This window comes from Pelotalea chapellei, assembly GCF_018531195.1.
Classification (GTDB): Bacteria; Desulfobacterota; Desulfuromonadia; order Geobacterales; family Pseudopelobacteraceae; genus Pelotalea; species Pelotalea chapellei.
Map to the genome: position 1 here is coordinate 44,310 of NZ_JAHDYS010000008.1, position 24,117 is coordinate 68,426.

Consider the following 24,117-nt stretch of genomic DNA (forward strand, 5'->3'; position numbering starts at 1 on the left):
GATCGGCATTCTTCATTCAGCTCCTCCAGATGCGACGCCAAGTGTTTAGGCAAGAAAAGAGCAGCAATAATCGGTAACCACAGCTACCTTCATAAGGAAAACCGAATTGGCCGGCACATCAAAGGCTTCGCCACCAACCACTTTCGTCCAGGCGCCATCTCCTTTCATCTGCCATTCAAGTTCTCCAGATAGAATCTCCATGTTTTCTGCAGCACCGGTTGAGAATTCATATTCTCCCGCCTGCATGACACCGAGTGTTTTTTTGCTGCCGTCAGGGAACAGTACGGTGTGGCTCACAACCTTGCCATCGAAATAAATATTGGCTTTCTTTGGGACTGTGACGTTGTTGAACTGAGACATACTTCCTCCTTGAATGGGTAATGTAAAGGTTATACCCGTAACAAGCCTGGGGAGGCAAAATAAAAAAGGCCCGTCACTGTGATGGTGACGGGCCGATGAGCATCTAATTGAATTGCATTTAAATCAGTTAAATGTTCCCCGCAAAATATCCGCACGCCAGCTTACGATAGTCTGTTTGGAGACCGGAGATTCTATCAGGTCGGGCATAATGGTTGGTACGGCGATTTTAACTTTACCATTTTCGATGGAAGCAAGTGCGCGTGTTGACGTTTTCCCAACGCCATATGCTGTGCCTGCCAGAACGCCCGAGGCTGCTCCAAAAGCCATGTAATTGAGATTGTCCGCCGGTTTTTTAGTGAATGCCATCAGAGCCGCACCCACCAGTGTTCCAATGGCTCCGCCATAAAGGGCGTCATGAAACACCTCTTTCAGAGCGCTCTCCTCTGCAAAGGCAGATGGGGTGGCGGCCAGGAATGATATAAGCAGGAAAGCGGATATAATGCGTGAAACTTTATGCATAGTGACAACACCTCGTTTTCTTGATTTGTAGTCAGTACCATAGCAAATCAAAAGCCATATGTGTCATAAAAATGATTATTGTGTGATTTCAACACTTTTTGTTGAGTTCAGATACTGAGGCAGGGGCTTATACCTGTAGGTAGGTCAGGTTTGTTGAAGCATTTTTGCAACAGTGCTACGTTGATTGACGGATCAGAGACATTGCCATCGAACGTTCTTCCTCAGTCGTAGTGATTGTGCCATCAAGGCGTGCAGTAAGGAGATGTTTCATTACGTATCCCAATTCCGGACCTGGTTTAATGCCCATCTGTTGCAGGGCGATTCCATCAAGAGTGCAGCGAACCTGTCGCAGGTGGGTAATGTACAGTGAGACGAAGCGCCTGATCTCTTCGTGACGCGTGCGGGCAGCGAGGTAAAGCAGGAGTTCCAGGGGCAGGCCCTGAAAACAGTAATAGACTTCACTGTTGCGAATAGGGGGGCCATGTTTCAATCTGCGCTGCATAGCTTCCAGTACGCCAAGCGCACGATTTCGCAGGCCAAAGACTCGTGATACTACTCGGCCTGGCACCGAAAGGCGTTTGCAGATCCCGACGAATTCCTCCTGCTTAAGCCTGTCGCAGAGCGCAAGGAAATAAACCTGCCATTGTTCGCAGTGATCTTTTAGATAAAGCAGTCGGAACCAAGCCAGCACCTGGGTGGTTTCATGGATGACTCGTTCGGCTTCGCCAACTTGCTTGAGAGCGGGATGAATGGAGGGAAGCAGTCCGAGTTCAGCCATGCGAAAAACCGCACGAACAGGTTCGCGCTCGCGTAGGATCAGGATCAGTTCGTTAAGCAGGCGGGTTCCTCCGACCTTGTCCAGTACATTCATCCGCACCGCATTGCGAATCAGGTTTTCCGTGTGTGGAGCAATGTGGAAGCCGAGCCGTTGTTCAAAACGGACAGCGCGAAAAACGCGGGTAGGATCTTCCACAAAGGAGAGATTGTGCAGTACCCTGACGATGCGTTCCTGGATGTCTTGCTGCCCGCCGAAATAATCTGTCAGCAAACCGAAACGATCTTTGTTGATGCAGAAAGCGAGGGTGTTGATGGTGAAATCACGGCGATACAGGTCGTGGCGCAGGGATGAACGCTCAACAGTGGGGAGCACACCGGGAGATTCATAGTATTCCAGGCGGGTACTGGCCACATCAACTTTGCTGCCATCCGGGCGTACAATGACAGCCGTGCTGAAGGCGGGATGGCTGCGTACACGGCAGCCGTGAGTCCGGGCAAATGATTCCGCGAAGAAAATGCCGTCACCCTCAACAGTCACATCCATATCCAGATTTTCCATCCCCAGTAGCAGGTCCCGTACGAAACCACCTACCGCATAAACAGAAAGGCCCAATGCATCACCTGTGTCGCCAAGCTCCCGCAACAGGCGGATAGCCTCGGACGGGAGGCGTTTGTTGATTAGCCCTTCGATGGAGTGGCTTTTAGGTGTGGTGGTAAGTGCCCCCATATCGTAGAGCGACTCAGGCTGTCCGCGATGGCCGCCATACATATGTCGCAGCAGGTCGGTTCGCGTCACGGCACCAACAAGATACTCTCCCTCGAAGACCGGTACGAAACGGCGGTTACCCTCCACCATATAGGCTTGAATCTGGGTCAGTTGTGAGTCGGGCTGAGCGCGCAGGAAATCGGTGTGCATGAAATCACTGACAGCTGAACCGCCGAGGTCGTGGTAAATGGCTTTTTCAACTATCTTGCGTGAGATGATGCCAACCATGTTTTCATTCTGCATTACCGGCATGGCATTGCAATTATAGCGGGTCAGCAGGTCGCGGGCTTCAGCAATGGTGATGCCGATCGGTACGGTTTTAACTGGACTGGACATGACATCTTTGGCGGCAACCCGTGCGGTGACCGCCATTCGCAGTAATTCCTCCAGCCGCCTCAGTACCTGTCTCAGCGTCAGGTCGTGGACCGAGGCCGAGGCTGCCGATGCATGTCCACCGCCGTTGAAATTGCGCATGATCTCGCCGACGTTCACTTCGGAGATCCGGCTGCGGCCCACCAGGTATACTCGTTTCCCCATGGCCACTACAAGAAACAGTGCGTCAAGATTTTCCATATCCCGCATCAGGTGGGCTAAACCGGCAATATCAGCTATGTAGCTTTCGCATGAGGCATAGGTGATGGAGACGTTGACGTTGTTGATGGCGGTGGTCTTGAGATTTTTCAGCAGTGTGTTCAGCAGAATAACTTGCTGAGTGGTCAGCCCCTGGGAAACGAAGTCTGCCACCACATTCAGGCGTGCTCCCTGATCCAGCAGCCAGGCTGCTGCCAGGTAGTCATCCCGGGTGGTGGGGGGGAAGAGAAGCCGGCCGGTATCTTCATAGATGCCGAGCATGACGACAGTTGCTTCTTCAGGGGTCAGTGCTATTCCTTGATCCTTTAAGATGCCGGCCATAATCGATGAGACCGCTCCGCAGGGACGGATGATGCCGCCGGTGGGACGGATGCTTTCAGCAGTTATGGGGTGATGGTCATAGATGTGCACTTCCAGATCCGGTCTGCCGATGATCTCCCCAAATCGGTCGATGCGGGCAACATGCTGGCAGTCAACGATAATCAGGCGGGTTATTTTATCAAGGTGAATCTCTTTCGCTTTGGTAAGAAGGGGCAGGAACTCCGGGTGTTGGGCGGCAAAGTCGCGTACCCCTTTTTCCTGTGACCCAGGCATTGTCAGCAATGCACCGGGATAGAGCCTGGCTGCGGCGACCATGGCGCCAAGACAATCGAAATCGGCATTTATGTGAGTGATAACAACGTCCATCAGCACTCCAGGTGGTATCAATCGATCCCGCTCTTTAAATGGGGATTGATCTGAAGCGTCGTGCCGCTTCAGGAATAATCTCTTTGCTAATATTGCCAAGGGCAAGCCGTAGATATCCCTCCAGGCCTGGACCAAATACTTCGCCCCCCAGGCATAGGATTCCGGCTTCATCCAGCATTTTTTTTGCAGCTTGACGACCCGTTAATCTGCTGAAAGGGTGACGCACCCAGGCGAAGAAACTGCCGCTGGCAACAAGGCGGAAATGGTTGCCCGGTTGGGTGAAAGCGTGCACGAAAAGACTGTGTCGAAAATCCATCAGCAGGCGGTTGGCATCGACCCAGTCATCCAGGTTTTCTACTCCGTATTTAAGAGCCATTTGTGTTATGCGCGGCTGACAGACCACCATGCTGTCCTGAATCTTGAGCGCCTGGCGGATCATTTCATCTGATGCGGCCAGTAATCCGGCACGGTAACCGGTTAGAGCATAGGTTTTGCCGAACGACATGATCTGTACCAGTGTACTGTGCCAATCCGGAATGGTAAATAGCTCGTGGGGTTGGCTTGCGACGAAGTCTGCATAGGTTTCGTCCAGCACCAGGGCGATACGATGTTTACGTGCCAGAAGATATAACTCTGTCAGCAGGGCGGGGGGAATAGATGCACCAGTCGGATTGCTGGGGGTGACCAGCAGTATTGCCCTGGTGCGGGGAGTTATCAGCCGGTTGATCACCGCAGGATCGGGTAACCCTTTGCGCTCTTCGTCAAAGGGGGCGAAGACCGGTTTGATTCTGAGAGATTCCAGGGCCATCGGGTGATCGAAGTAGCAGGGGGCCTGGAGAATGACTTCATCGCCTGCGTGACAGAGGGTCATGATCGCCAGCCAGAATGCCTGGCTGGCACCTGCCGTCAGACAGAGTTGGTTTGGCTCCATCTTGGCAGCATAACGTCTCTTGTAGCGATCGCACACTGCGCGCCGCACTTCTGGCAGACCCTCGTCCGGGGTATAACGTGAGGTAGTGGGTTCATCCAGCAACACCTTCAGATGGTTTATCAGTTCCGGGGCCGGTGCATAATCCGGAACAGCCTGGCACAGGTCAATAAGTTCGGGTCCTTCTTCCGGGCGGGCCGCAAGCCACTCCTTGACCTCTGAAATTGGAGGGAAGTTGACGCTGCGCAGATGATCATTAATGTGATAGGGCATGGAAATCTCGAATAAAAAATCCTGTATAGTTATAGAACAAACGCAGGTTGCGGGGGAGCTAGTTTTCTAATATCAGTGCGGTTGAGCGGAAGAGCTTCTCAGGGATAGACACGCGCCAAAAAAACGGCCACACAGGCTGGTTTGCTTTCTCCATCAATGTCGATGGTGTATTCATAGGTGAACTGAACAGCCTCTCCAACCTTCTCTACTCGTAGTACTTTCGTGCGGGCACGGATTCGAGAGTCGACAAGAACCGGTGCGGGGAATCGCAGCCGATCAAGTCCGTAGTTGACCCGCAGGCGCATGCCGGGATAGTTTTGATTGAAGTACTCGGGAGCATTGCTCTCTGACAGGAAGGGAAGCAGTGAAAGGGTCAGATAACCATGGGCAATAGTTGCGCCGTATGGCGATTCAAGGGCTGCACGAGCCGGGTCGATATGGATCCACTGCAGATCACCGGTGGCTTCAGCAAAGGCATTAATACGTTGTTGATCTATCCGCAGCCACTGTCCACAGTGGATTTCAGTGTTTAACTTCGGTAGATAGAGAGCTATCAGGTCGTCTGCTACAGACATATTGTGTTCCTTTTTTGCTCGTAAAAAATGATTGCCAAGCATTTCGTGCTATGGTATCGTAGATTTCCTGATTGACCACAAGGGGGATCATTAGATGACGCTTCACAAAGATTTGAAAACATTAGGTACTGGCGCAACTACCTATCGTTATGATCAGCCGGACTCTGATCTGCTGGAGGTTTTTCCAAGTCCGTTTGCGCAAGAAGACATGAACCCGGCACAGGCGGTCGGCACCTTGCACATCGAGTGCCCGGAGTTTACCTGCCTCTGTCCGATGACCGGTCAGCCCGACTTTGCCAGAATAATAATCGATTACCAGCCCGACAAACTATGCGTTGAGAGCAAGAGTCTCAAGCTTTATCTGGGGTCCTTCCGTATGCATGGCGAATTTCACGAAGCCAGCGTTAACCGCATCTGCAATGATCTGGTCAGGCTTATGGAACCGGTCTGGTTGACAGTCAAGGGTGAGTTTACCCCCCGGGGTGGCATACCCTTTTGGCCCACGGCCGAGTACCGCAGAAAAAGCTGAAAATTTTTATAGGAGATAAGATACATGTTCAGTACATCCGATTTTAAAAAAGGGCTCGTGATTCAGTTGGATAACGCCCCTTGCCTGATTCTTGACGTTACGGTTCAGTCCCCCACCGCTCGCGGGGCCAACACCATGGTAAAGACTAAATATCGGAACCTGATTACTTCTCAGGTGCTGGAAAGAACCTTCCGCTCCGGAGATAAGGTTGACGAGGCGGATTTCGAGCGTCATAAGGGACAGTTTCTCTATGCCGACGGGGACCAGGGCATGTTCATGGACCTGGAAAATTATGAGCAGTTCGAGATGAAGGCTGACGATTTCGAGTTGGTATCGCCCTTCTTGCTGGAAGGTACTGAAGTTGTGCTGGGTATTTTCGAGGGACGCATGGTTAACGTCGAGTTGCCCATGACCGTAGAGTTGACAGTTACCGAAACGCCACCGGCATTGAAAAACGCCACTGCCACTGCTGAAACCAAAGAGGCTATCCTTGAGACAGGTCTAAAGGTCAGAGTTCCCCCCTATCTGGAATCTGGCGAAAAGGTGAAGGTAGATACTCGCGACTGCCGCTTCATTTCCCGCGCCTGATTTATCCGAGAACAGCTATGAATGGGCAGACGGTGAAGGCTGCCCCTTTTTTGTGTTCAAATGTTTCCAGGTCTTTATTCAGCTGGTAATATTCAATGATCAGGTTGATACCGACCAAACAGATCAAGAAGATATGAGAAGCAACAGGAGTCAGTCAGGTTGCACTTCTAGACGCCATGAGCACAATAAATTTCAACAGGTATTTCAGGCTCAAGCAGAGAGCCTACCTGATCAATATCTCTGAAGCGAGGGACCGTGATCAGTATGAGTCACTCAGCGGAACTATTGTTGAGTGCAACGGGGAGCTTCTTGCGCTGCAGATACCTTATGCCATTGACCAGGAAGCTACCGGTGATATCACCTATAAGCTTACCTCCGAGTCAATGGGCGGTGGTATCCAAATAATGGCTGACCTGGTCAAGGTGACACAAGGTAATGTATTTCATCTCAAGTTGCGTGGAAACCTCGAGATGTATCAACGTCGTCAGACTCCCCGTTTGGATGTGACCCTGAAACTGTTCCAGATCCGTAGAGATGCTTCTCTTGCTGTTTATCGCAAGGAGTATCGGCGGATAGTGGAATATCTGAATAACCAGGGACTTCCTCCCAATCTTAAGTTGCAGGAGACGCCGATCAATTTGAGCGCCGGAGGATTGTGCATTACAATTGAACCTAATGTACTCGCTTCTTCTCTTGCACTTTTTTTTCTGGATTTGAATGACGGTAAACAACCGGTGTGTGCCATTGCAGAGTTGGTCTGGAGTCGCAACGAAAATAGCAAGCAGATGGGAGGTCATCGATTTCTGCAGATCAGCAAGCTTGATCAGGAAAGAATCGGCCAGTACGTGCATGCACATCTTAAAGACAAGGGAGCAGGTGCAGCTCCTAAAATCAATTGGGAATTGTCCGACCGCATGACATTTCAGGAGGGTGAAAAAAAGTAATCGGTTTCGGCTTCACAATTTGCGTTTGAACTGACAAAAAGAGTCAAGCACCTGAAAAGACTTGACAGCTTAAGCCTTCTTCCCTACTATTATTTTTTCCAAGGGCCTATAGCTCAGTTGGCTAGAGCCACCGGCTCATAACCGGTTGGTCCCAGGTTCGAGTCCTGGTGGGCCCACCAATCAAATACAGAGGATGTTACGCCGGATGCCGGCATCTACTGCAAGCGGAATATACCGCATCACATCAATTTCACAAGAGTGCACACCACATGGTTGCACTCTTTTTATTTGTGGCCGATGAAAAGATCCAGACTCTCAGACATACTTGGAATCATTGGAAAAATGGCGCCACCAGGCTTGGCGGAGTCGTGGGACAACCCCGGGCTGCAGGTGGGGGATCCCGCAATGGAGATCTCCCGCATCATGGTCGCTCTTGATCCGGCTCCCCCTGTCATCCAATCGGCACTTTCCTCTTCCTGCCAGCTGCTTCTTACCCATCACCCCCTTATCTTCAAACCGCAGAAAAGCATATCCACTGCAACACCGCTCGGCAGATCAATCCATGCTGCAATTCGCGGGGGGCTTGCCGTCGTGTGCATGCACACCAATTATGATTGTGCAGAAGGGGGCCTGAATGATGTCCTCGCCGAGCGACTGAGACTCAGTTCCTGTCAGCCGCTGCATGTGACAGGCGTGCAGGAACTTGTCAAGCTGGTGGTGTTTGTGCCGCAGGAACATCTGGAGCGTGTGCGTGCGGAGATGCTTCCCTGGATCGAATCTTTGGGGGCTTATAAAGACTGTTCCTTTGCTGCATCTGGTGAGGGGACGTTTACTCCCCAATCGGGGGCTCAGCCTTTTATCGGTTCGGTGGGAGTTCGGGAGCACGTTGCAGAGATGCGTCTTGAATTGCTTGTCGATCGGAAAAATCTTTCTCGCGCGCTCAAAGCCTTGATGGCGGCCCATCCCTACGAAGAGCCCGCTTTTGATGTTTATCCGCTGCTCAATGAAGGGCGCACCACGGGGTTGGGGCGCATTGGAAGGCTTGCTGAGCCGGTCTCACTCTCAGCGTTTGCTGCACGTGTTGCAGATGATCTAAATGCGCCTGGACTGCGTTATGTTGGGGATGCCGACAGGACGGTAAGCCGGGTGGCGTTGTGTAGCGGCAGTGGAGCATCCCTGTTGCGCGATGCCGTGCGTGCGGGAGCAGACGTCCTGTTGACCGGAGATGTGAAGTACCATGAAGCCCGGGATGCCCAGGATCTTGGGATTGCTTTGATTGATGCCGGGCATTTCCCCTCGGAAATCATTATGGTGGATGCAGTGGTTGCCCAGTTGCAGAGGATGCTTGGCCAAGCCGGATACGAGAATTGCCAAGTTTTGCCCTGCAGCGTCGAGTCGGAACCGTTTCTATACTGTCGGAGATAAGTATTTACATTTCTATTAGCAGGGAGGCAGAAAGTTGAAAAAGAAACTTGAGATGTTGGAGCAGCTCCAGGAGATTGATGTTCAGATCGATATTCTGAAGAACAATCAGAGTGGTTTGTTTGGTGAAGTAAGCGGCATTGAACAGGAGCTTGATAGTGCCCGTGAAGTGGTTGCGGGGCTGGAGGCCCGCATTGCGCAACTTGAACAGGAAAAAGCGGAGTTTGAAGCCAGCCTTGCTACTGAACAGGAAAATATTCGTCGTTCTGAAACGAATATGAAAGAAATAAAGACGAACAAAGAATTTCAGGCCGTGGGGCGTGAAATAACAGTCGCGCGCAAACAGACTCAGGAAATTGAAGAGCAGATTCTACAGAAGCTTGGACAGGTTGAGGAAGTGAATTCTGAGCTTGCCGGCAGAAGGGCTGATTTGACTTTGCTTGAGCAGAATTCGGAAGAGCGTCGCGAGGCGAAACAGACAGAGATCGATGCTCTCCAGGGCGATATTGATGCGGATGTTGCCCGGCGCGCCGAAATTACTCAAGCGCTGCCGCCCGGCCTTGTCAAACGCTATGACAGTCTGCGCGAACAACGGCGGGGGCAGGCAGTTGCCATTGCCCGTGACGGCTACTGCCTGGGGTGCAACATGAACTTGCCGCCGCAGCTTTACAACAGTCTCTTTCGTGCCGATGACCTGATCAGCTGTCCCCATTGTCAGAGGGTGCTGATTCTGAAGCAGCAGCAAGCAGGTTAAGGTTAAGGTTGAGGTCGAGATTTAACCTCAACCTGGTTCATAAAGTTTGGCTGAAGTAGTCCAGATGGCCGCCCTTCCTTCGGGAAGAGAGGAAAGTCCGGGCTCCGCAGGGCATGATGCTGGATAACGTCCAGCGGGGGTGACCCCAGGGATAGTGCCACAGAGAGAAGTCCGCCTGCTCAGGCAGGTAAGGGTGAAAGGGTGAGGTAAGAGCTCACCGGGTCCGTCGGTGACGGCGGATGCCAGGTAAACCCCATCAGGAGCAAGACCTAATAGGGAGGCGTTAAGGGTGGCCCGCCCGTGCCTCCGGGTTGGTCGCTTGAGGCTGTCGGTAACGGCAGACCCAGATGAATGGCCATCACCCGGAAAAGGGAAACCTGATCCGGGAACAGAACCCGGCTTACGGACTGCTTCAGCCAATTTTTTCTCACAACAACTGACAATCATCTTCCTCGCTAAAGATCTTTTTAATCCCGGCAGACGGCATGAAATCCTCTCTGGACATTCCTGCACATATCTTCCCTGTTGAATGCCACGACCGCATTTTCCTGGTGGGCGGCTGCGTGCGTGATCTGCTGCTGGGAAGGGAGAGTCAGGATGTAGACATCGTGGCGGCTCTCACCCACGATGATCTGTGTGCTCTTGGATTTCGTCTGATTGAGACATCCGGTTCGGTAAATGTTTATTTTCTCCATCACCCGGATTCTGGAACCATTGAAGTCACCCGTATCAACGATATAGGTGATCTGGTGAAGGATCTTGGCCGCCGTGACTTCACCATCAATGCCATGGCAATGAGTATGGCCGGACTTTTGATTGATCCCCAGACTGGCCGGGCGGATGTGAAGGCAGGGGTGCTGCGACCATGCAGTCAAAGCTCTTTTAAGGATGATCCTCTGCGCATTATACGCGCCTTCCGTTTTGAAGCCGGAGGGTGGCGTATGGTTGCGGAGACCGAGAGGCTCATCAGGAAGGGGGAGTGGTCGCCGTCATTCATGCAGATACCGATAGAGCGTTTCAGCAGCGAAATGATCAAAGCGTTAACACTGAATGCGCCAGAGCGTTTTTTTCAACTCATGATCAAGTTTGATGCAGGAAAAGAATTTTTACCTGAGCTTTTCAAAATGCCGTCTATTCCGGCCGGCCCGTTGGAACACCACCCCGAAGGTGATCTGTTCACTCATTCTGTTCAAGTGCTGCAACGGGTGGCAACGGTAAGCAATGATCCGATGGTGCGGTTCAGTGCCTTCTTTCATGATCTTGGAAAATTAGCCACCGCTGCGGAATTTTACCCGAGGCATCTTGGCCACGAGTCTGCCGGTCTGAGAATGGCAGCAGAACTCTGCAGTCGACTTCGTCTTCCGGCAGCCTATGCCAAAGCACTTGGAGGGGTCAGTCGTCTACATGGCAATGCCAACAGATGGCCTGAGCTGCGGGATGCTACCAGGCTTGCCATGGCCGAGCAGGCCCTCAAAGCTGGCATCGCTGAGAGTCTGCAGCTGATTGCCGCTGCCGATAAGGCGGGTGCTTTGCATGTGGCTGAATGGCAGGATGCCCTTCGAATCGCCGGTATGAATACCGGGGAATTGGGGATTGATCAGGAGAAATTGCAGGCCTTGCCGGTCAAGGACAGGCAGGCATTTATCCTTCAGAGGCGGGTGGCGATGTTAAGGGCCTGCAGAGCCAGCTCAGAGAGAAGGAACTGATTCATGGATGATCGGCAGTCCTGGCACAAGGCCCAGGTTTCCGCCTGGGAATGCTATGAGAGATTGTCTGCTGACAGGCGGGAGCAGCTTGACTGCCTAATGGGGCGGATAATGCTCCTGAAGGAACAGCTTCTCAATCTGGCGCTGACTGCGGGGAGCAGATTGATCTGCAGAGACTGTGGTGGAAAATGCTGTCTTTATGGTAAGTATCATGTGACCGTGCTGGACCTGATCATCAACCGCAAGCATTCGGCCGAGCCGCTGGCTCCGGATTTCAGCACCTATCCTTTCTGCCCCTATGGAAGTGCCGATGGATGTTGTTTTACCCCTCGACTCAGGCCGCTGACTTGTGTGATCTTCAACTGTGAACTGTTGGAGGATCGGTTGGATGAGCATGCACGCCATCAGGCGGCCATGTGCGAGCGGGAGCTGCGTGAGGCATGTGCCGAAGCGGAAATGATAGCCGAGAGTCGTCTGACACGATCCGCACTTTTGAGCTACGGAGATTGAGAAGTTAAAAACATCGCGAAGGGATTCTTATGACAGTTAATGATGTCGTACTGGTATATGTGGACAATAAACCTGGCTTCTATGCCCGCATTGATGAAATTACACCTGATGTAAAACCTGGCTGGTGGCAGGTGCAACTACTGGTTTTCACCTTTCCGCTTCAGGCATTCAGCTGGATTCTGGATGAATTTCAATTGGAAGGAGCGGACTTCACCATGGGGGGTACACCTATCCGCCTGGAGCCGGTTGTTTCTCCCGTCCACGAGGACCGTCGCCTGGAAGAAGAGGAATCAGAAGCGACACGCAAGGAACAGCCTGAGCGCCTGCGGCAGGAGGGAGGCGCCAAAGTTGTTTCTCTGGCTGATCGTCGAAAAAAGTAGTCCACGCTTCAGGGTAGACTCATGTTCCTAGTAAATGGTTTCAAGTCCTAATTAAGGTCATTTCAATATCATGATTCACTCACTCCTCCCCATGTAACATGGGGAGGTTTTTTTATGAAAAAGAGTCGGCAAAATAATATTTTAACTTGACACTTGTCTTGACCGCCGGTATATATTTTCCATATTGTGGAAAAAAGTGGAAAACGGTGGTAAATGACAGGTCAAGACGCCATATTCGGTGGTGAAAATCCAAGCACCATTGACAGCAAAGGACGAACCTGTATCCCGGCCAAGTACCGTGATGCCCTTGTTCAGGCCTTTGGTGATGAGCGTTTTTTTATAACAAAGGCTCAGCCCATAAAAATTGGTGAAGATAGCTATGCTCGCGGACTTTCTGTTTTTCCGGTCAGTGTCTGGACGGAAATCAAGAGCAAGGCACTGGCCAACGAGGGGGGCTATACTTCTCTCCAGCTGGACAGCATCAAGCGCCAGTTCCTGAACCCCGCCGAAGAATGTAGTGCCGATAAGCTGGGTCGGGTGCTGATTCCCACGGCGTTGCGTGTTCATGCGGGGCTGGAGCGCGATATGTGGTTTGTGGGTATGGGGCGCCGTTTCGATATCTGGAGTCGAGAAACCTACGACAGGGTAAATGCTCAGGACGAGAAAAACCTGCCTATGGATCTGACGGCAATAGGTCTTTAAATGACTGAATTCAAACATCTCTCAGTAATGCCGGAGGAGGTAGTCCGGTTCCTGGCGCTGAAAGACGGTGGATGCTATCTGGACGGTACCTTGGGTGGCGGAGGCCATTCTGCTTTGATCGCGGAGGGCTGCCTTCCAGGCGGAGGGATGCTGATAGGTGTGGACCGGGACAAGAAGGCACTGGAGGCTGCTGGAAAGCGACTTACGCCCCTCGGTGGAAATGTACAGCTGGTGCATGGCAACTTTGCTGACATCGGGGAACATCTCTTAAGGCTCGGCGCACCACAGCTGGACGGATTCATACTTGACCTGGGAGTCTCTTCCCATCAGCTGGATACAGCGGAACGCGGTTTCAGTTTTCAGCAGGACGCACAGCTGGACATGCGTATGGATACCAGTCAGGGAGAAACGGCTGCCGATCTGGTGAATACTCTGCCTGAATCAGAACTGGAATGGATCTTCAAGGAATATGGCGAAGAACGTTGGGCCAAGCGAATTGCTGCATTCATCATTGAGGCCCGTTCCCAGAAAACTATAGAAACTACCCTGCAACTGGTTGATGTCGTCAAGGGAGCCATTCCCAAAGCCAAGTGGGAGGAAAGAATTCATCCCGCCACCCGCACTTTTCAGGCTCTGCGTATCGCGGTAAATCATGAGCTGAACAGTCTGGAGAAGGGGTTGCGGGCGGCGCTGGACCACCTGAAGCCGGGCGGGAGGGGAGTGGTCATCTCTTTCCATTCGCTGGAAGACCGAATCGTTAAAAATATTTTCAGGGAGTTCGCTGAAGGTTGTACCTGCCCACGTAATTTGCCGGTGTGTGTCTGTGGTAATCAGCCCAAGGTTCGGGTCCTGACGCGCCGACCAGTGATGGCTACGGATAATGAAGTTGAGCATAACGCCCGATCGCGCAGCGCCAAATTACGAGCCGTGGAAAAGTTGTAAACCAGTCAAGTCTTCCAGGTCTTTGGATAACAGTATTTACAAGAGGTAACAGCATGGCACACGCAAGATTAGATTACGGAAAAGTTGCCGCCCCCCGGCACATAGGCACAGTTGATCTGCTGTCCAACCGCCTGGACATATTCAGGTTCCTGATGATCTGCATGATCCTTTTCACAATCGTATCCGTATTCCATGTCTGGTCCCGTTTCAAGTTGATCGATCTTAATCTGCAAACAGCCGAATCAACCCGTCACCTAAAAGAGGCCGAGCAGGAACAAAAGCGGCTCATGCTGGAAGTTGCTTCACTGCGCACTCCCGGAAGGATCGACGCCATAGCCAAGGGCGAACTGGGCATGGCGCTACCGAGCGAACAACAGATAGTGCTTGTAAAGTGAGCAGATGGTGAATCATGCAGGATGAACGGGAAAAATGGGCGCGAACCCGGATAATCATCATTGGGACATTTTTTGGCCTGTTGTTTCTGGCTGTCACAGGCCAGGCATTCAAGCTCCAGATTCTGCAGCATGAGGATATGCTCAAGAAGGCTGACCGTCAGCATCAGCGGATCGTACAGCTTACTCCTGTTCGCGGCACGATCATGGACCGTAATGGCAACAAGCTCGCAGTCTCGCTTGAGATGGATTCATGCTTTGCCGAACCGCGCTCAATTCAGGATATCGAAGGCACAGCAGCTGTGCTGGCTCCTTTTCTCGCCACCACCCCAAAAGAGCTTGTCAAGAAGCTGAACAGCAGCAAAAACTTTGTCTGGCTGGAACGGCGCCTTACTCCCGAGCGGGCAGCACCAATCAAAAACCTCAAGCTGCGGGGAATCGGTTTCGCCCCTGAGCCAAAGCGCTATTATCCAAACATGGAAGTCGCTGCGCACGTGATCGGATTCACAGGGCTCGATCCAGCAGGACTCGAGGGAATCGAACTTAAGTACGATTCCACCATTATCGGTAACACCGGGTATATGGTGACTGAGCGTGATGCGCTTGGTCGCAATATCGCTCTTAAAAATAGCGTGGTCAAAAATTCCTCGCCTGGAAAGAATCTGGTCCTGACGCTGGACATGACGATTCAGCACATTGTCGAGAGAGAGCTGGCAAAGGCGGTTACTGAAAGTCAGGCAAAGGGCGGAATGGCCCTGGTAATGGAATCCGATACCGGAAAAATACTTGCACTGGCCAATTATCCCACCTTCAATCCCAATTCCTTTGCACAGCATACACATGCCCAATTGCGCAACAAGACAGTGGCAGACAGTTTTGAGCCAGGCTCAACCTTCAAAATATTCGTCATTGCCGCTGCACTTGAGGAAAAGCTGGTTAACCCGAGTGAGGTTTTTAACTGCGAGAACGGCGTCTACAAGATCGCCGACAGAATAATACACGACGATCATCCCCATCCACGTCTGTCAGTATCGGAAATCATCAAGTACTCCAGCAATATCGGATCAGCAAAGATAGGATTCAAGCTCGGCGAGGAGAGGCTTTCGCGCTATTTGCGGAATTTCGGATTCGGTGAGCGCACCGGCATCGACCTTCCGGGAGAGGCGCAGGGCAGCCTGAAGAAGCGCTGGTACGGCATTGATCTCGCCACCACCTCTTTTGGTCAGGGGGTCTCGCTTTCGACTGTGCAACTGGCAAGCGCCGTGTCTTCCATCGCTAACGGCGGTCTGTTGATGAAACCTTACCTGGTGGAAAGAATTCTGGATGACACCGGCCAGGAAGTGCAAAAGATCGAACCCCAGGTCCTGCGTCGGGTGATTTCAGCTGAAACGGCTCAGAAAGTCACCAGGATGATGGAAACAGTAACCGGCGAAGGGGGAACGGGGACAAAGGCAGCAGTCGAAGGATTCCGTGTGGCAGGCAAGACCGGTACTGCTCAAAAAGTTGATCCACTTACCCGCAGCTACTCCCCATCAAAGCGGGTAGGTTCATTTGTCGGTTTTGTTCCTGCCAATAAACCCAAACTGACGATCGCGGTTATCATCGATGAACCGCAAGGAGTCAAATACGGTGGAGTCGTTGCGGCGCCGGCTTTTCACGGTATTGCCTTGAACTCGTTAGCCTACCTGAAGATTATGCCTTCCGGAGATCTTATCAAGGCTCCCAAGGTAACTGAATTAAAGGCTAACAATACCAGTCCTGGGGAGGCTGCAGTGATAGAGGCCATGGCCGAAGGGGATGCGCTGGATGCGTTGTCTCCCGGAGATGTGGCAATGCCCGACTTTCGGGGAATGAGCATGCGCCGCGTGTTGCAGGTTATGGAAAAGCGCAAGATAAACATCAAGCTAATCGGCAGCGGTCGTGCCATGGAGCAGCACCCCTCCCCGGGGCAAGCCATCAGGGGGACCGGGGAAGTCTGGGTTAAATTCGCGCCCTCAGCATAAATACAACAACCTGTCGGGTCTTCGGCAGGTTGTACTTTTTTCTGGAGAATATATGAAGCTCTCCTCGTTGCTTGGCTCCTTGGCGAAAGAATTGACGGGCAATGATTCGGTTGAAATAACCGGAGTAACCTGTGATTCTCGCAGTGTGAAGCCAGGCATGCTTTTCTTTGCCCTGCCTGGTGCCACGGTTGACGGCCATCGTTTTATTCCAGCGGCAGTAACCGCGGGAGCGGCGGCAGTCGTTCTTGAGGACACTGCGAGTGCGCCTCAGGAAGTTCCCTGGATCAGTGTGACTGATGCCCGGTCCGCAATGGCCATAACGGCAGCTGAGTTTTACGGCAAACCGACCGTCGATCTGCCGCTTATCGGCATCACCGGTACTAATGGCAAGACAACGACCAGCTATCTGGTCGAATCCATCCTCGCAGCAGCCGGCACACCTGCGGCGGTACTTGGCACCATTAGCTACCGGTTCGGTGAAACCACCATTGAAGCATCCCACACCACGCCTGAATCAACCGAGCTGCAAGCTGCCTTCAGGAAGCTGGCTGATGCAGGTGCCCGTGCATTTGTGATGGAAGTGTCTTCCCACGCCCTGGAACAAAAGCGGGTGGATGGTTGTTACTTCGATGTAGGCATCTTCAGCAACCTGACCCGTGATCATCTGGACTACCACAAGACAATGGAGAGTTACCTGGAATCAAAGCAGCGACTCTTTGAAGATCTTCTCCGTCCCGACACGCTCAAGCCGCGACGCAGAGCTGCTGTCAACATGGATGATGAATACGGTGTACGAATAGCTGGCCGGGCCGCATGTGAGGTAATAACCTACGGTGTGGATTTCCAGGGAGATGTGCATGCGGTCGATGTGCAGTCTTCCGTCAACGGCATCAGTGGCAGACTGGTCACACCTTACGGAGCGATAGCATTCTCCTCCCGTCTTCTGGGCAGGTTCAATCTCTACAACATACTCGCAGCGGCATCGGCTGGAGTCGCCCTCGAACTGCCGCTTGAAGCAATCAAATCCGGAATTGAGGGGCACACAACCGTTCCGGGACGAATGGAACGGGTGGAGAATACACAGGGAGTAACATTACTGGTGGATTATGCCCACACCGGCGACGCACTTGAGAATGTTCTTTCTACCTTGCAGGAATTGGCCACCGCCCGCATCATTACCGTATTCGGCTGTGGAGGTGATCGGGATACGGGCAAACGCCCCATCATGGGAAGGATTGCCGCCAGCATGAGCGATCTGGCGATCGTTACCTCGGATAATCCCCGCACAGAAAATCCACTGACCATACTTGGGCAGGTTCGGGCAGGCATCCTTCCCCTTGGGTTCCGCGAATACACTCCTGAAGATGCTGTTGGCGGATTTCCGGAAAAGGGTTTTGTCATGCTTGAGAACCGTGCCGAGGCGATCAGACTGGCAGTGCGTGCAGCCAAGCCGGGGGATATCATACTGCTGGCGGGCAAGGGGCATGAAGATTACCAGATAATCGGAACCACCAAGCACCACTTTGATGACCGTGAAGAAGCCAGACGAGCCTTTGAGGAAATCAGCCGCTGATGTTTACCATCCAGGAAATAGCTGCCGCGACAGGTGGCATAATTAAGGGTAACCCTGCAGGAGAAATAACCGCTGTTTCGACCGACTCTCGCTCAATCCGGCCCGGCATGCTGTTTGTGCCACTCAAGGGGGAGCGCTTTGATGGCCATGATTTCATCGAAATGGTGGTCAGTAACGGTATCAGGGCTATTGTGGCTGAACAGGCGCCACAGGGGATTTCGGGTGAGGATGTTACAGTCATACTTGTTCCTGACACGTTACGGGCATTGGGAGACCTGGCGCTTTTCCACAGGAGACATTTTACTCCAACGGTAATTGGCATTACAGGCAGCAACGGTAAAACAACCACCAAGGAGATGCTTGCCGCCATCTTGGAGCAGAGCAGGCCGGGCCTGAAAACAGAGGGAAATCTCAACAACCTGATTGGTCTGCCGCAGATGCTGTTCAAGCTTGATGCCAGGCACAAATGGGCCGTTCTGGAGATGGGCATGAGCGAACCGGGCGAGATCGATCGGCTGGCGGAAATTGCACTACCCCAGGTAGGCATTGTGCTGAATGCTTTTCCTGCCCATCTGGAGAGCATGGGGAGTGTGGAGAATGTGGCCAGGGCCAAGGGGGAACTATTGCTGCGGATTGAGGCGGATGGATATGCCGTGGTCAATGCGGACGACGCCCTGATTGACGCACAGCCATCTCCTCCCCACGTGCGGAGGATCACCTTCGGGCTAGGTACGGCAGATGTGCGGGCCACGCAGGTGGAATCACTCGGTACCGGCGGGCAGCGGTTCGTGCTTCATCTTGGTGAGACGTCCCAAACGGTAGCTCTGCAGGCTTTTGGCAGCCATAACATCTATAATGCACTGGCAGCGGCGGCAGGTGCCTACGCTGCCGGAGTTCCCCCTCAGCAGATCTGCAGCGGCCTAAACAGTTTCAAGCCTTATGACAAGCGTTTCCAGCTGGAAACGGTCGCAGGTCTTGTGCTTATTGATGACAGCTACAATGCCAATCCAGCTTCCATGAAGGCTGCCTTAGCCGCCTTGGCGGGTTTGAAGGGGGGTAAGCGTGCTTTCGTCGCTCTTGGAGACATGCTGGAGCTTGGCGACGATGAGGCGGAGTTGCACTACGCGCTCGGCACACAGGCAGCGGGAGTGGCTGATCGCCTGTATCTGTATGGGAAACTGTCGAAGCACACGGCGGAAGGAGCCCGGGCTGCAGGCATGTCGGCTTCTGAGGTTGTCTGCCTGCAGGATCACGAATCAATCACGTCCGATATTCTCTCGCGAGCAGTTAGTGGCGATTTCATTCTCGTGAAGGGGTCACGAGGCATGAGGATGGAAAAGATAGTTGAAGGAATAAAGCGCGCCATTCTGTAGAGTTTTGCTAACCGCCCACATGACGGGCCTGCTTTCGCCATAACCCCCAACAGGGAGCACAGATGCTTTATCACATTTTTTATCCCCTGGCGAACAACGTCAAGCTGTTCAATATTTTCAAATACCTGACTTTCAGAACAATTTACTCCATGATTACGGCGTTGCTGGTCTGTTTTGTGATCGGCCCCTGGATCATCCGCAAGCTGGAAAGCCTTCAGGCACGCCAGGTAATTCGCACCGACGGGCCGGAATCCCACCTTCAGAAGCAGGGAACTCCAACAATGGGTGGTGTCATGATTCTGGCCGCCATAGTGATTCCGACCCTGTTGTGGGCTGATCTCAAGAACAGCTACATCTGGCTGGCTCTCTTTATAACTGTCGGATATGGCGTCATCGGCTTTGTGGATGACTACAAGAAAGTAGTGGAAAAGAATCCTAAAGGACTATCTCCGCGACAGAAGATGTTCTGGCAGGTGCTGCTGTCCGGAGTTGTGGCGGTGTATCTGTTCATCAGCCCTGGCTTCAGCGAACAGCTCTTTTTCCCCTTCTTCAAGAATTTCCACCCTGACCTGTGGATCTGGTTCATTCCTTTTGCCATCCTGGTCATTGTAGGAGCCAGTAATGCCGTTAACCTGACTGACGGACTTGACGGGCTTGCCATCGGCCCGGTGGCGATCAATGCAGCCACATACATGCTGTTTGCCTATGTGGCCGGTCACGCTACCCTGTCCGCCTACCTGCAGGTGCCTCGAGTGCCGGGTGCCGGTGAACTCGCCGTATTGTGCGGCGCCATGGTTGGAGCGGGGCTGGGTTTCTTATGGTACAACTCCTATCCGGCAGATGTCTTCATGGGAGATGTCGGCTCGCTCTCGCTTGGCGGCACTCTTGGAGTCATTGCTGTCCTGACCAAGCAGGAGATTCTGCTGGTGATCGTAGGGGGAGTCTTTGTCGTTGAAGCGCTTTCTGTCATTTTTCAGGTTGGGTCATACAAATACCGCGGAAAGCGGATCTTTCGCATGGCACCGATCCATCACCATTTCGAGCTCAAGGGAGTGGCTGAGCCAAAGATCATTGTCCGTTTCTGGATCATCACCATCATACTGGCACTGGTGGCCATCTCAACATTGAAGATGCGCTAAAAACAATCATTTACTGCAGATGCCAAGGGTAATTACATGCAGCTGATAAACAAAAAAGTTCTTGTCGTCGGACTCGCCAAAACAGGTGTGGCCTGCGCCCGTTTTCTGGCCTCACGGGGGAGCAGGGTAACCGTTACCGATATGCGCGATGAGGCGGCGTTATCTTCCCAGCTTGCCGAGCTTGAAGGATGTAACATAAAAAAGGCGCTGGGACATCATGATGAAAACGATTTCACATCTTCTGATCTGATAGTTGTTTCCCCGGGGGTTCCCCAGGATCATCCACTGCTTGTAAAGGGCAGGAATGCTGGTGTCGAGATAGTCAGTGAGGTCGAGCTTGCCTCACGGTTTATTGATGCGCCGCTGGCCGCCATTACCGGAACCAATGGCAAAACCACCACAACCACCCTGCTTGGCGCAATCTTCAAACACAATGGCTACCATACATTCGTCGGTGGCAACATTGGCAATCCACTGATCGAAGTGGCTGCATCCCATCAGATTGTGGATCAGGTGGTTGCAGAGATCAGTTCATTTCAGTTGGAGTGGATCACCTCCTTTCGCCCCCAGGTGGCGGCATTGCTCAATCTGAGTGAGGATCATCTGGATCGCTATCCTGATTATCAGGCCTATATAGATGCCAAGATGCGTATTTTCGAGAACCAGACTGAAGAAGATTTTGCGGTAGTTAACCGGGATGACCCACTGGTATGGAAAAGCTGCCAGGGTCTGAAAGCTAGATTGTTCCCTTTCAGCCGCACTCTGGAGTTGGAAGAAGGTATCTTCTGCCGCGACGGTGTCATTACCTACCGTCATGACGGTCATGAGGAATGCTTCCCCACGGCTGCCATACGCTTGCAAGGGGTGCATAACCAGGAAAATATCATGGCTGCACTGGCCTGCGCCTTGTTGCTCGGTTGTCGTCCCGACGAAAGCTTTGAGACGGTGCTCTGCTTCGAGTCGCTGCACCATCGTATGGAATTTGTCCGCGAGGTAAATGGTGTCGGTTATTATGAAGACAGCAAGGCTACCAATGTGGGCAGCGTGCAGAAGGCACTGGAAAGTTTCGACAACATCACACTGATAGCAGGCGGCAAGGACAAGGGTGGCTCCTACGCACCACTGGCATCGCTGGTGCAATCGCGCGTCAGGCATCTGATCCTGATAGGCGAGGCTGCCGAGCGCATGCAGGCGGAGTTGGGTGCACTAACCGACACCGTTAGGGCCGCAACACTGGAAGATGCAGTCAGGCTGGCAGCTCAGGTAAGTGCGCCGGGCGGCACCGTCCTGATGTCTCCGGCTTGCTCAAGTTTCGACATGTTTCGCGATTACGAGGAACGGGCGCAGCGGTTCATTGCGGCAGTAATGGGATTGTAGGGGCGAGGATGCATCACCCAGGTAAAAACGAGAAACAAGGTAGTTCCTACGGATTATTATGAAACTAATGCTTAAAAAACTCGAAGAGTACGATTTGATCATCATGCTGATGGCAATCGCCCTGACCTGCTTCGGGGTGGTGCTGGTCTATTCTGCTTCAAATATCATGGCTGCCAAGCGGTTTCATGACGGATTCTTCTTCCTCAAACGCCAGGGACTGTTCGCTATTGCAGGTTTCGTTGTCATGCTGGTGGTAATGCGCATTGACTATCACGTGTGGAAACAGTTGGCCGTGCCGGCACTGCTGCTCTGTCTGGTGATGCTTGGCCTGGTGCTCATTCCCGGCATCGGAGGCAAGGCCGGCGGCTCTTCCCGCTGGATCAAAATTCTGCCCGGGTTCAATCTACAGCCGTCCGAGATGGCCAAGCTTGCCCTGATTATGTACATGGCCTACTCTCTGGACAAGAAACAGGACAAGGTGAAGCTATTGGCGTCAGGTTTCATCCCCTACATGATCGTACTGATGTTTCTGATCAGTTTCCTGGTACTCCAACCAGATCTGGGGGGAGCGCTGACTTTGGCGGCAGTGTCCATGACCATGCTTTTTGCAGCAGGAACACGTCTGACCTACATCTTTTCAATGTTTCTCCTGGCAATGCCGTTGCTGGCCATCAAATTAAGCCGGGGTTATCATAAAGGGCGTATCGATGCCTACCTGGACCCTTGGAGCGACCCTGCGGGAAAGGGTTTCCAGATCATTCAATCCTGGCTGGCTCTGGGGACTGGTGGCGTTTTTGGACAGGGACTTGGCGAGGGAAAACAGAAACTTTTTTATCTTCCCGAGGCCCATACAGACTTCATATTGTCAGTAGTCGGCGAAGAGCTAGGGTTTCTGGGAGTGCTCGTAATCATCGGCATGTTTTTCCTGCTTGTGCAGCGAGCTATGCGGATTGCAGTGGCAGCACCGGATACGTTCGGCCGCTTCCTCGCTCTGGGAATAGCAGTGCTATTTGGTATCGAGGCCACGGTTAATATGGGAGTTGTTACCGGCCTGCTTCCAACAAAGGGGCTTGCATTGCCTTTCATCAGTTATGGCGGTAGTTCGCTGCTAATCAGCCTTTTTGCAGTAGGCATCCTGCTTAATATTTCCTCCGGACTGAAAATCTCACCCATTACTGTTAAGGAGGGGGCATGAAGCTTGTCATTGCCGGAGGCGGTACCGGTGGCCATCTTTTTCCGGGAATTGCGGTGGCAGAGGAGTTCCTTTCCCGATCCTCAGAGAATGAAGTCCTGTTTATCGGTACTGAGCGGGGAATTGAATCGCGAGCGGTGCCGGCTGCGGGTTATCGTCTTGAAATAATTTCCGCAGCTGGAATCCGGGGCAAGGGGAGTTTTGGCAAATTAAAAGGGGGCATACAGATGTTGTACGGGTATGCCCAATCACGAAGAGTGCTCAGAGAATTTCAACCTGACATTGTACTGGGTGTTGGAGGCTATGCCTCGCTTCCGGTGGTCATGGCTGCTCGTGGCCTGCAGATACCAAACTTTATCCATGAGCAAAATGCCATTCCGGGTATGAGCAATCGGCTCCTGGCTAGGCTCACGGACCGCGCATTCATCACCCTGGAAGAATCGATCCGCTATTTTCCTGAGCAGAAGGTACTTTTGACCGGCAATCCGCTGCGGCGACAGATCTTGGGAATGCAGAAATCAGAAGCTGCCGAGGGCGCTGTCGATTTCCTGGTCCCGTCCCCTGGTTCTCCTTTTCACATCTTCGTTTTCGGTGGAAGTCAGGGAGCACATGCTATCAACACGGCCATGGTGGCGGCATTACCTTTCCTGAAAAAGCAGGACACCGATCTGGAAATCACCCATCAGACGGGTGAAAAGGATTGTGAGGAAATTTCTGCAGCGTACCGGGCGGCAGGAGTTGCTGCACGAGTAACCCCATTCATAAGCGATATGGCGGCTGAATATGCCAAAGCAGATCTGATCGTCTGTCGGGCCGGTGCGACAACCATTGCAGAAGTTACAGCCTGTGGCAAAGCCTGCCTGTTTATTCCATTTCCTCACGCGGTTGATGATCACCAACGTCGTAATGCTGAGGCTTTGCTGAAGAAGGAAGCTTGTTTGATGCTGTTGGAGCAGGAATTGAGCGGAGAAAAGTTGGCTGAGGTGATAGTTGAGTTGATTAAAGATCCGAAAGCCCGTCTGCGTATGAGGCAACTGGCGTTTAGCTTGGCCCGTCTGGATGCAGCTAAAATAATAGTGGATGAGATGACCAGAGAATGCACTGCATAGAATGTT

23 protein-coding genes, 1 tRNA gene and 1 other RNA gene are annotated in these 24,117 nt (G+C 52.5%); 20 read left to right on the plus strand and 5 right to left on the minus strand.

What is annotated here, in order from left to right; genetic code table 11:
- Positions 1-45: 45 nt before the first annotated feature.
- The 5 genes from ppnP to KJB30_RS09755 all read right to left on the minus strand — a co-directional run bounded on the left by ppnP (position 46) and on the right by KJB30_RS09755 (position 5,476).
- On the minus strand, positions 46-360 hold the full coding sequence (gene ppnP / locus KJB30_RS09735; protein WP_214298566.1) for a pyrimidine/purine nucleoside phosphorylase: 315 nt from the start codon (positions 358-360) through the stop codon (positions 46-48).
- Positions 361-483: 123 nt separating this feature from the next.
- Positions 484-879 (minus strand): hypothetical protein, encoded by a 396-nt coding sequence (locus KJB30_RS09740; protein WP_214298568.1) that lies wholly within the window; start codon positions 877-879, stop codon positions 484-486.
- 175 nt (positions 880-1,054) lie between these two features.
- Positions 1,055-3,700, minus strand: coding sequence for a CBS domain-containing protein (locus tag KJB30_RS09745; protein WP_214298576.1), 2,646 nt, complete (start codon positions 3,698-3,700; stop codon positions 1,055-1,057).
- Positions 3,701-3,734: 34 nt separating this feature from the next.
- Complete coding sequence (locus KJB30_RS09750) at positions 3,735-4,901, minus strand: aminotransferase (protein ID WP_214298577.1); 1,167 nt, start codon at positions 4,899-4,901, stop codon at positions 3,735-3,737.
- Between the two features lie 98 nt (positions 4,902-4,999).
- Positions 5,000-5,476 carry a MaoC family dehydratase gene (locus KJB30_RS09755; RefSeq protein WP_214298579.1) on the minus strand — a complete coding sequence of 159 codons (477 nt, stop codon included), beginning with the start codon at positions 5,474-5,476 and terminating at the stop codon, positions 5,000-5,002.
- 94 nt (positions 5,477-5,570) lie between these two features.
- Here KJB30_RS09755 and queF point away from each other — a divergent pair, with 94 nt between their 5' ends.
- The 20 genes from queF to murG all read left to right on the plus strand — a co-directional run bounded on the left by queF (position 5,571) and on the right by murG (position 24,111).
- On the plus strand, positions 5,571-6,005 hold the full coding sequence (gene queF / locus KJB30_RS09760) for a preQ(1) synthase (RefSeq protein WP_214298581.1): 435 nt from the start codon (positions 5,571-5,573) through the stop codon (positions 6,003-6,005).
- A gap of 24 nt (positions 6,006-6,029) precedes the next feature.
- Positions 6,030-6,593, plus strand: a complete 564-nt coding sequence (locus KJB30_RS09765) for an elongation factor P (protein ID WP_214298583.1) — start codon at positions 6,030-6,032, stop codon at positions 6,591-6,593.
- Positions 6,594-6,769: 176 nt separating this feature from the next.
- Positions 6,770-7,537, plus strand: a complete 768-nt coding sequence (locus KJB30_RS09770) for a PilZ domain-containing protein (protein WP_214298584.1) — start codon at positions 6,770-6,772, stop codon at positions 7,535-7,537.
- A gap of 102 nt (positions 7,538-7,639) precedes the next feature.
- A tRNA-Ile gene (locus KJB30_RS09775) sits at positions 7,640-7,716 on the plus strand.
- 118 nt (positions 7,717-7,834) lie between these two features.
- Complete coding sequence (locus tag KJB30_RS09780) at positions 7,835-8,962, plus strand: Nif3-like dinuclear metal center hexameric protein (protein WP_214298591.1); 1,128 nt, start codon at positions 7,835-7,837, stop codon at positions 8,960-8,962.
- Between the two features lie 34 nt (positions 8,963-8,996).
- The gene (locus KJB30_RS09785; RefSeq protein ID WP_214298593.1) at positions 8,997-9,713 is read left to right on the plus strand and encodes a zinc ribbon domain-containing protein; all 717 of its coding nucleotides are present in this window, start codon (positions 8,997-8,999) and stop codon (positions 9,711-9,713) included.
- Positions 9,714-9,765: 52 nt separating this feature from the next.
- Positions 9,766-10,131: RNase P RNA component class A (gene rnpB / locus KJB30_RS09790), an RNA gene on the plus strand.
- Between the two features lie 67 nt (positions 10,132-10,198).
- A complete protein-coding gene (locus KJB30_RS09795; protein ID WP_214298595.1) occupies positions 10,199-11,419 on the plus strand; it encodes an HD domain-containing protein in 1,221 nt (406 codons plus the stop codon).
- A gap of 3 nt (positions 11,420-11,422) precedes the next feature.
- Positions 11,423-11,929: a hypothetical protein gene (locus KJB30_RS09800; RefSeq protein WP_214298597.1), complete on the plus strand. Its 507-nt coding sequence runs from the start codon at positions 11,423-11,425 to the stop codon at positions 11,927-11,929.
- 29 nt (positions 11,930-11,958) lie between these two features.
- Entirely contained in the window at positions 11,959-12,309 is a 351-nt protein-coding gene (locus tag KJB30_RS09805) for a hypothetical protein (RefSeq protein ID WP_214298599.1), read from the plus strand.
- Between the two features lie 213 nt (positions 12,310-12,522).
- Complete coding sequence (gene mraZ, locus KJB30_RS09810; protein ID WP_214298601.1) at positions 12,523-13,011, plus strand: division/cell wall cluster transcriptional repressor MraZ; 489 nt, start codon at positions 12,523-12,525, stop codon at positions 13,009-13,011.
- The gene (gene rsmH / locus KJB30_RS09815; RefSeq protein ID WP_214298603.1) at positions 13,012-13,953 is read left to right on the plus strand and encodes a 16S rRNA (cytosine(1402)-N(4))-methyltransferase RsmH; all 942 of its coding nucleotides are present in this window, start codon (positions 13,012-13,014) and stop codon (positions 13,951-13,953) included.
- A gap of 53 nt (positions 13,954-14,006) precedes the next feature.
- On the plus strand, positions 14,007-14,348 hold the full coding sequence (gene ftsL / locus KJB30_RS09820; RefSeq protein WP_214298605.1) for a cell division protein FtsL: 342 nt from the start codon (positions 14,007-14,009) through the stop codon (positions 14,346-14,348).
- 14 nt (positions 14,349-14,362) lie between these two features.
- Positions 14,363-16,348 (plus strand): penicillin-binding protein, encoded by a 1,986-nt coding sequence (locus tag KJB30_RS09825; protein ID WP_214298607.1) that lies wholly within the window; start codon positions 14,363-14,365, stop codon positions 16,346-16,348.
- Between the two features lie 52 nt (positions 16,349-16,400).
- Complete coding sequence (locus tag KJB30_RS09830; protein WP_214298609.1) at positions 16,401-17,921, plus strand: UDP-N-acetylmuramoyl-L-alanyl-D-glutamate--2,6-diaminopimelate ligase; 1,521 nt, start codon at positions 16,401-16,403, stop codon at positions 17,919-17,921.
- A complete protein-coding gene (locus tag KJB30_RS09835; protein WP_214298611.1) occupies positions 17,921-19,294 on the plus strand; it encodes a UDP-N-acetylmuramoyl-tripeptide--D-alanyl-D-alanine ligase in 1,374 nt (457 codons plus the stop codon). Before KJB30_RS09830 ends, KJB30_RS09835 begins: the two co-directional genes overlap by 1 nt.
- 62 nt (positions 19,295-19,356) lie before the next feature.
- Positions 19,357-20,433: a phospho-N-acetylmuramoyl-pentapeptide-transferase gene (gene mraY, locus KJB30_RS09840; protein WP_214298613.1), complete on the plus strand. Its 1,077-nt coding sequence runs from the start codon at positions 19,357-19,359 to the stop codon at positions 20,431-20,433.
- Between the two features lie 36 nt (positions 20,434-20,469).
- Entirely contained in the window at positions 20,470-21,810 is a 1,341-nt protein-coding gene (gene murD / locus KJB30_RS09845) for a UDP-N-acetylmuramoyl-L-alanine--D-glutamate ligase (RefSeq protein ID WP_214298615.1), read from the plus strand.
- Positions 21,811-21,862: 52 nt separating this feature from the next.
- Positions 21,863-23,005 (plus strand): putative lipid II flippase FtsW, encoded by a 1,143-nt coding sequence (gene ftsW, locus KJB30_RS09850; protein WP_367618967.1) that lies wholly within the window; start codon positions 21,863-21,865, stop codon positions 23,003-23,005.
- Complete coding sequence (gene murG, locus KJB30_RS09855; RefSeq protein WP_214298617.1) at positions 23,002-24,111, plus strand: undecaprenyldiphospho-muramoylpentapeptide beta-N-acetylglucosaminyltransferase; 1,110 nt, start codon at positions 23,002-23,004, stop codon at positions 24,109-24,111. Before ftsW ends, murG begins: the two co-directional genes overlap by 4 nt.
- Positions 24,112-24,117: the final 6 nt, after the last annotated feature.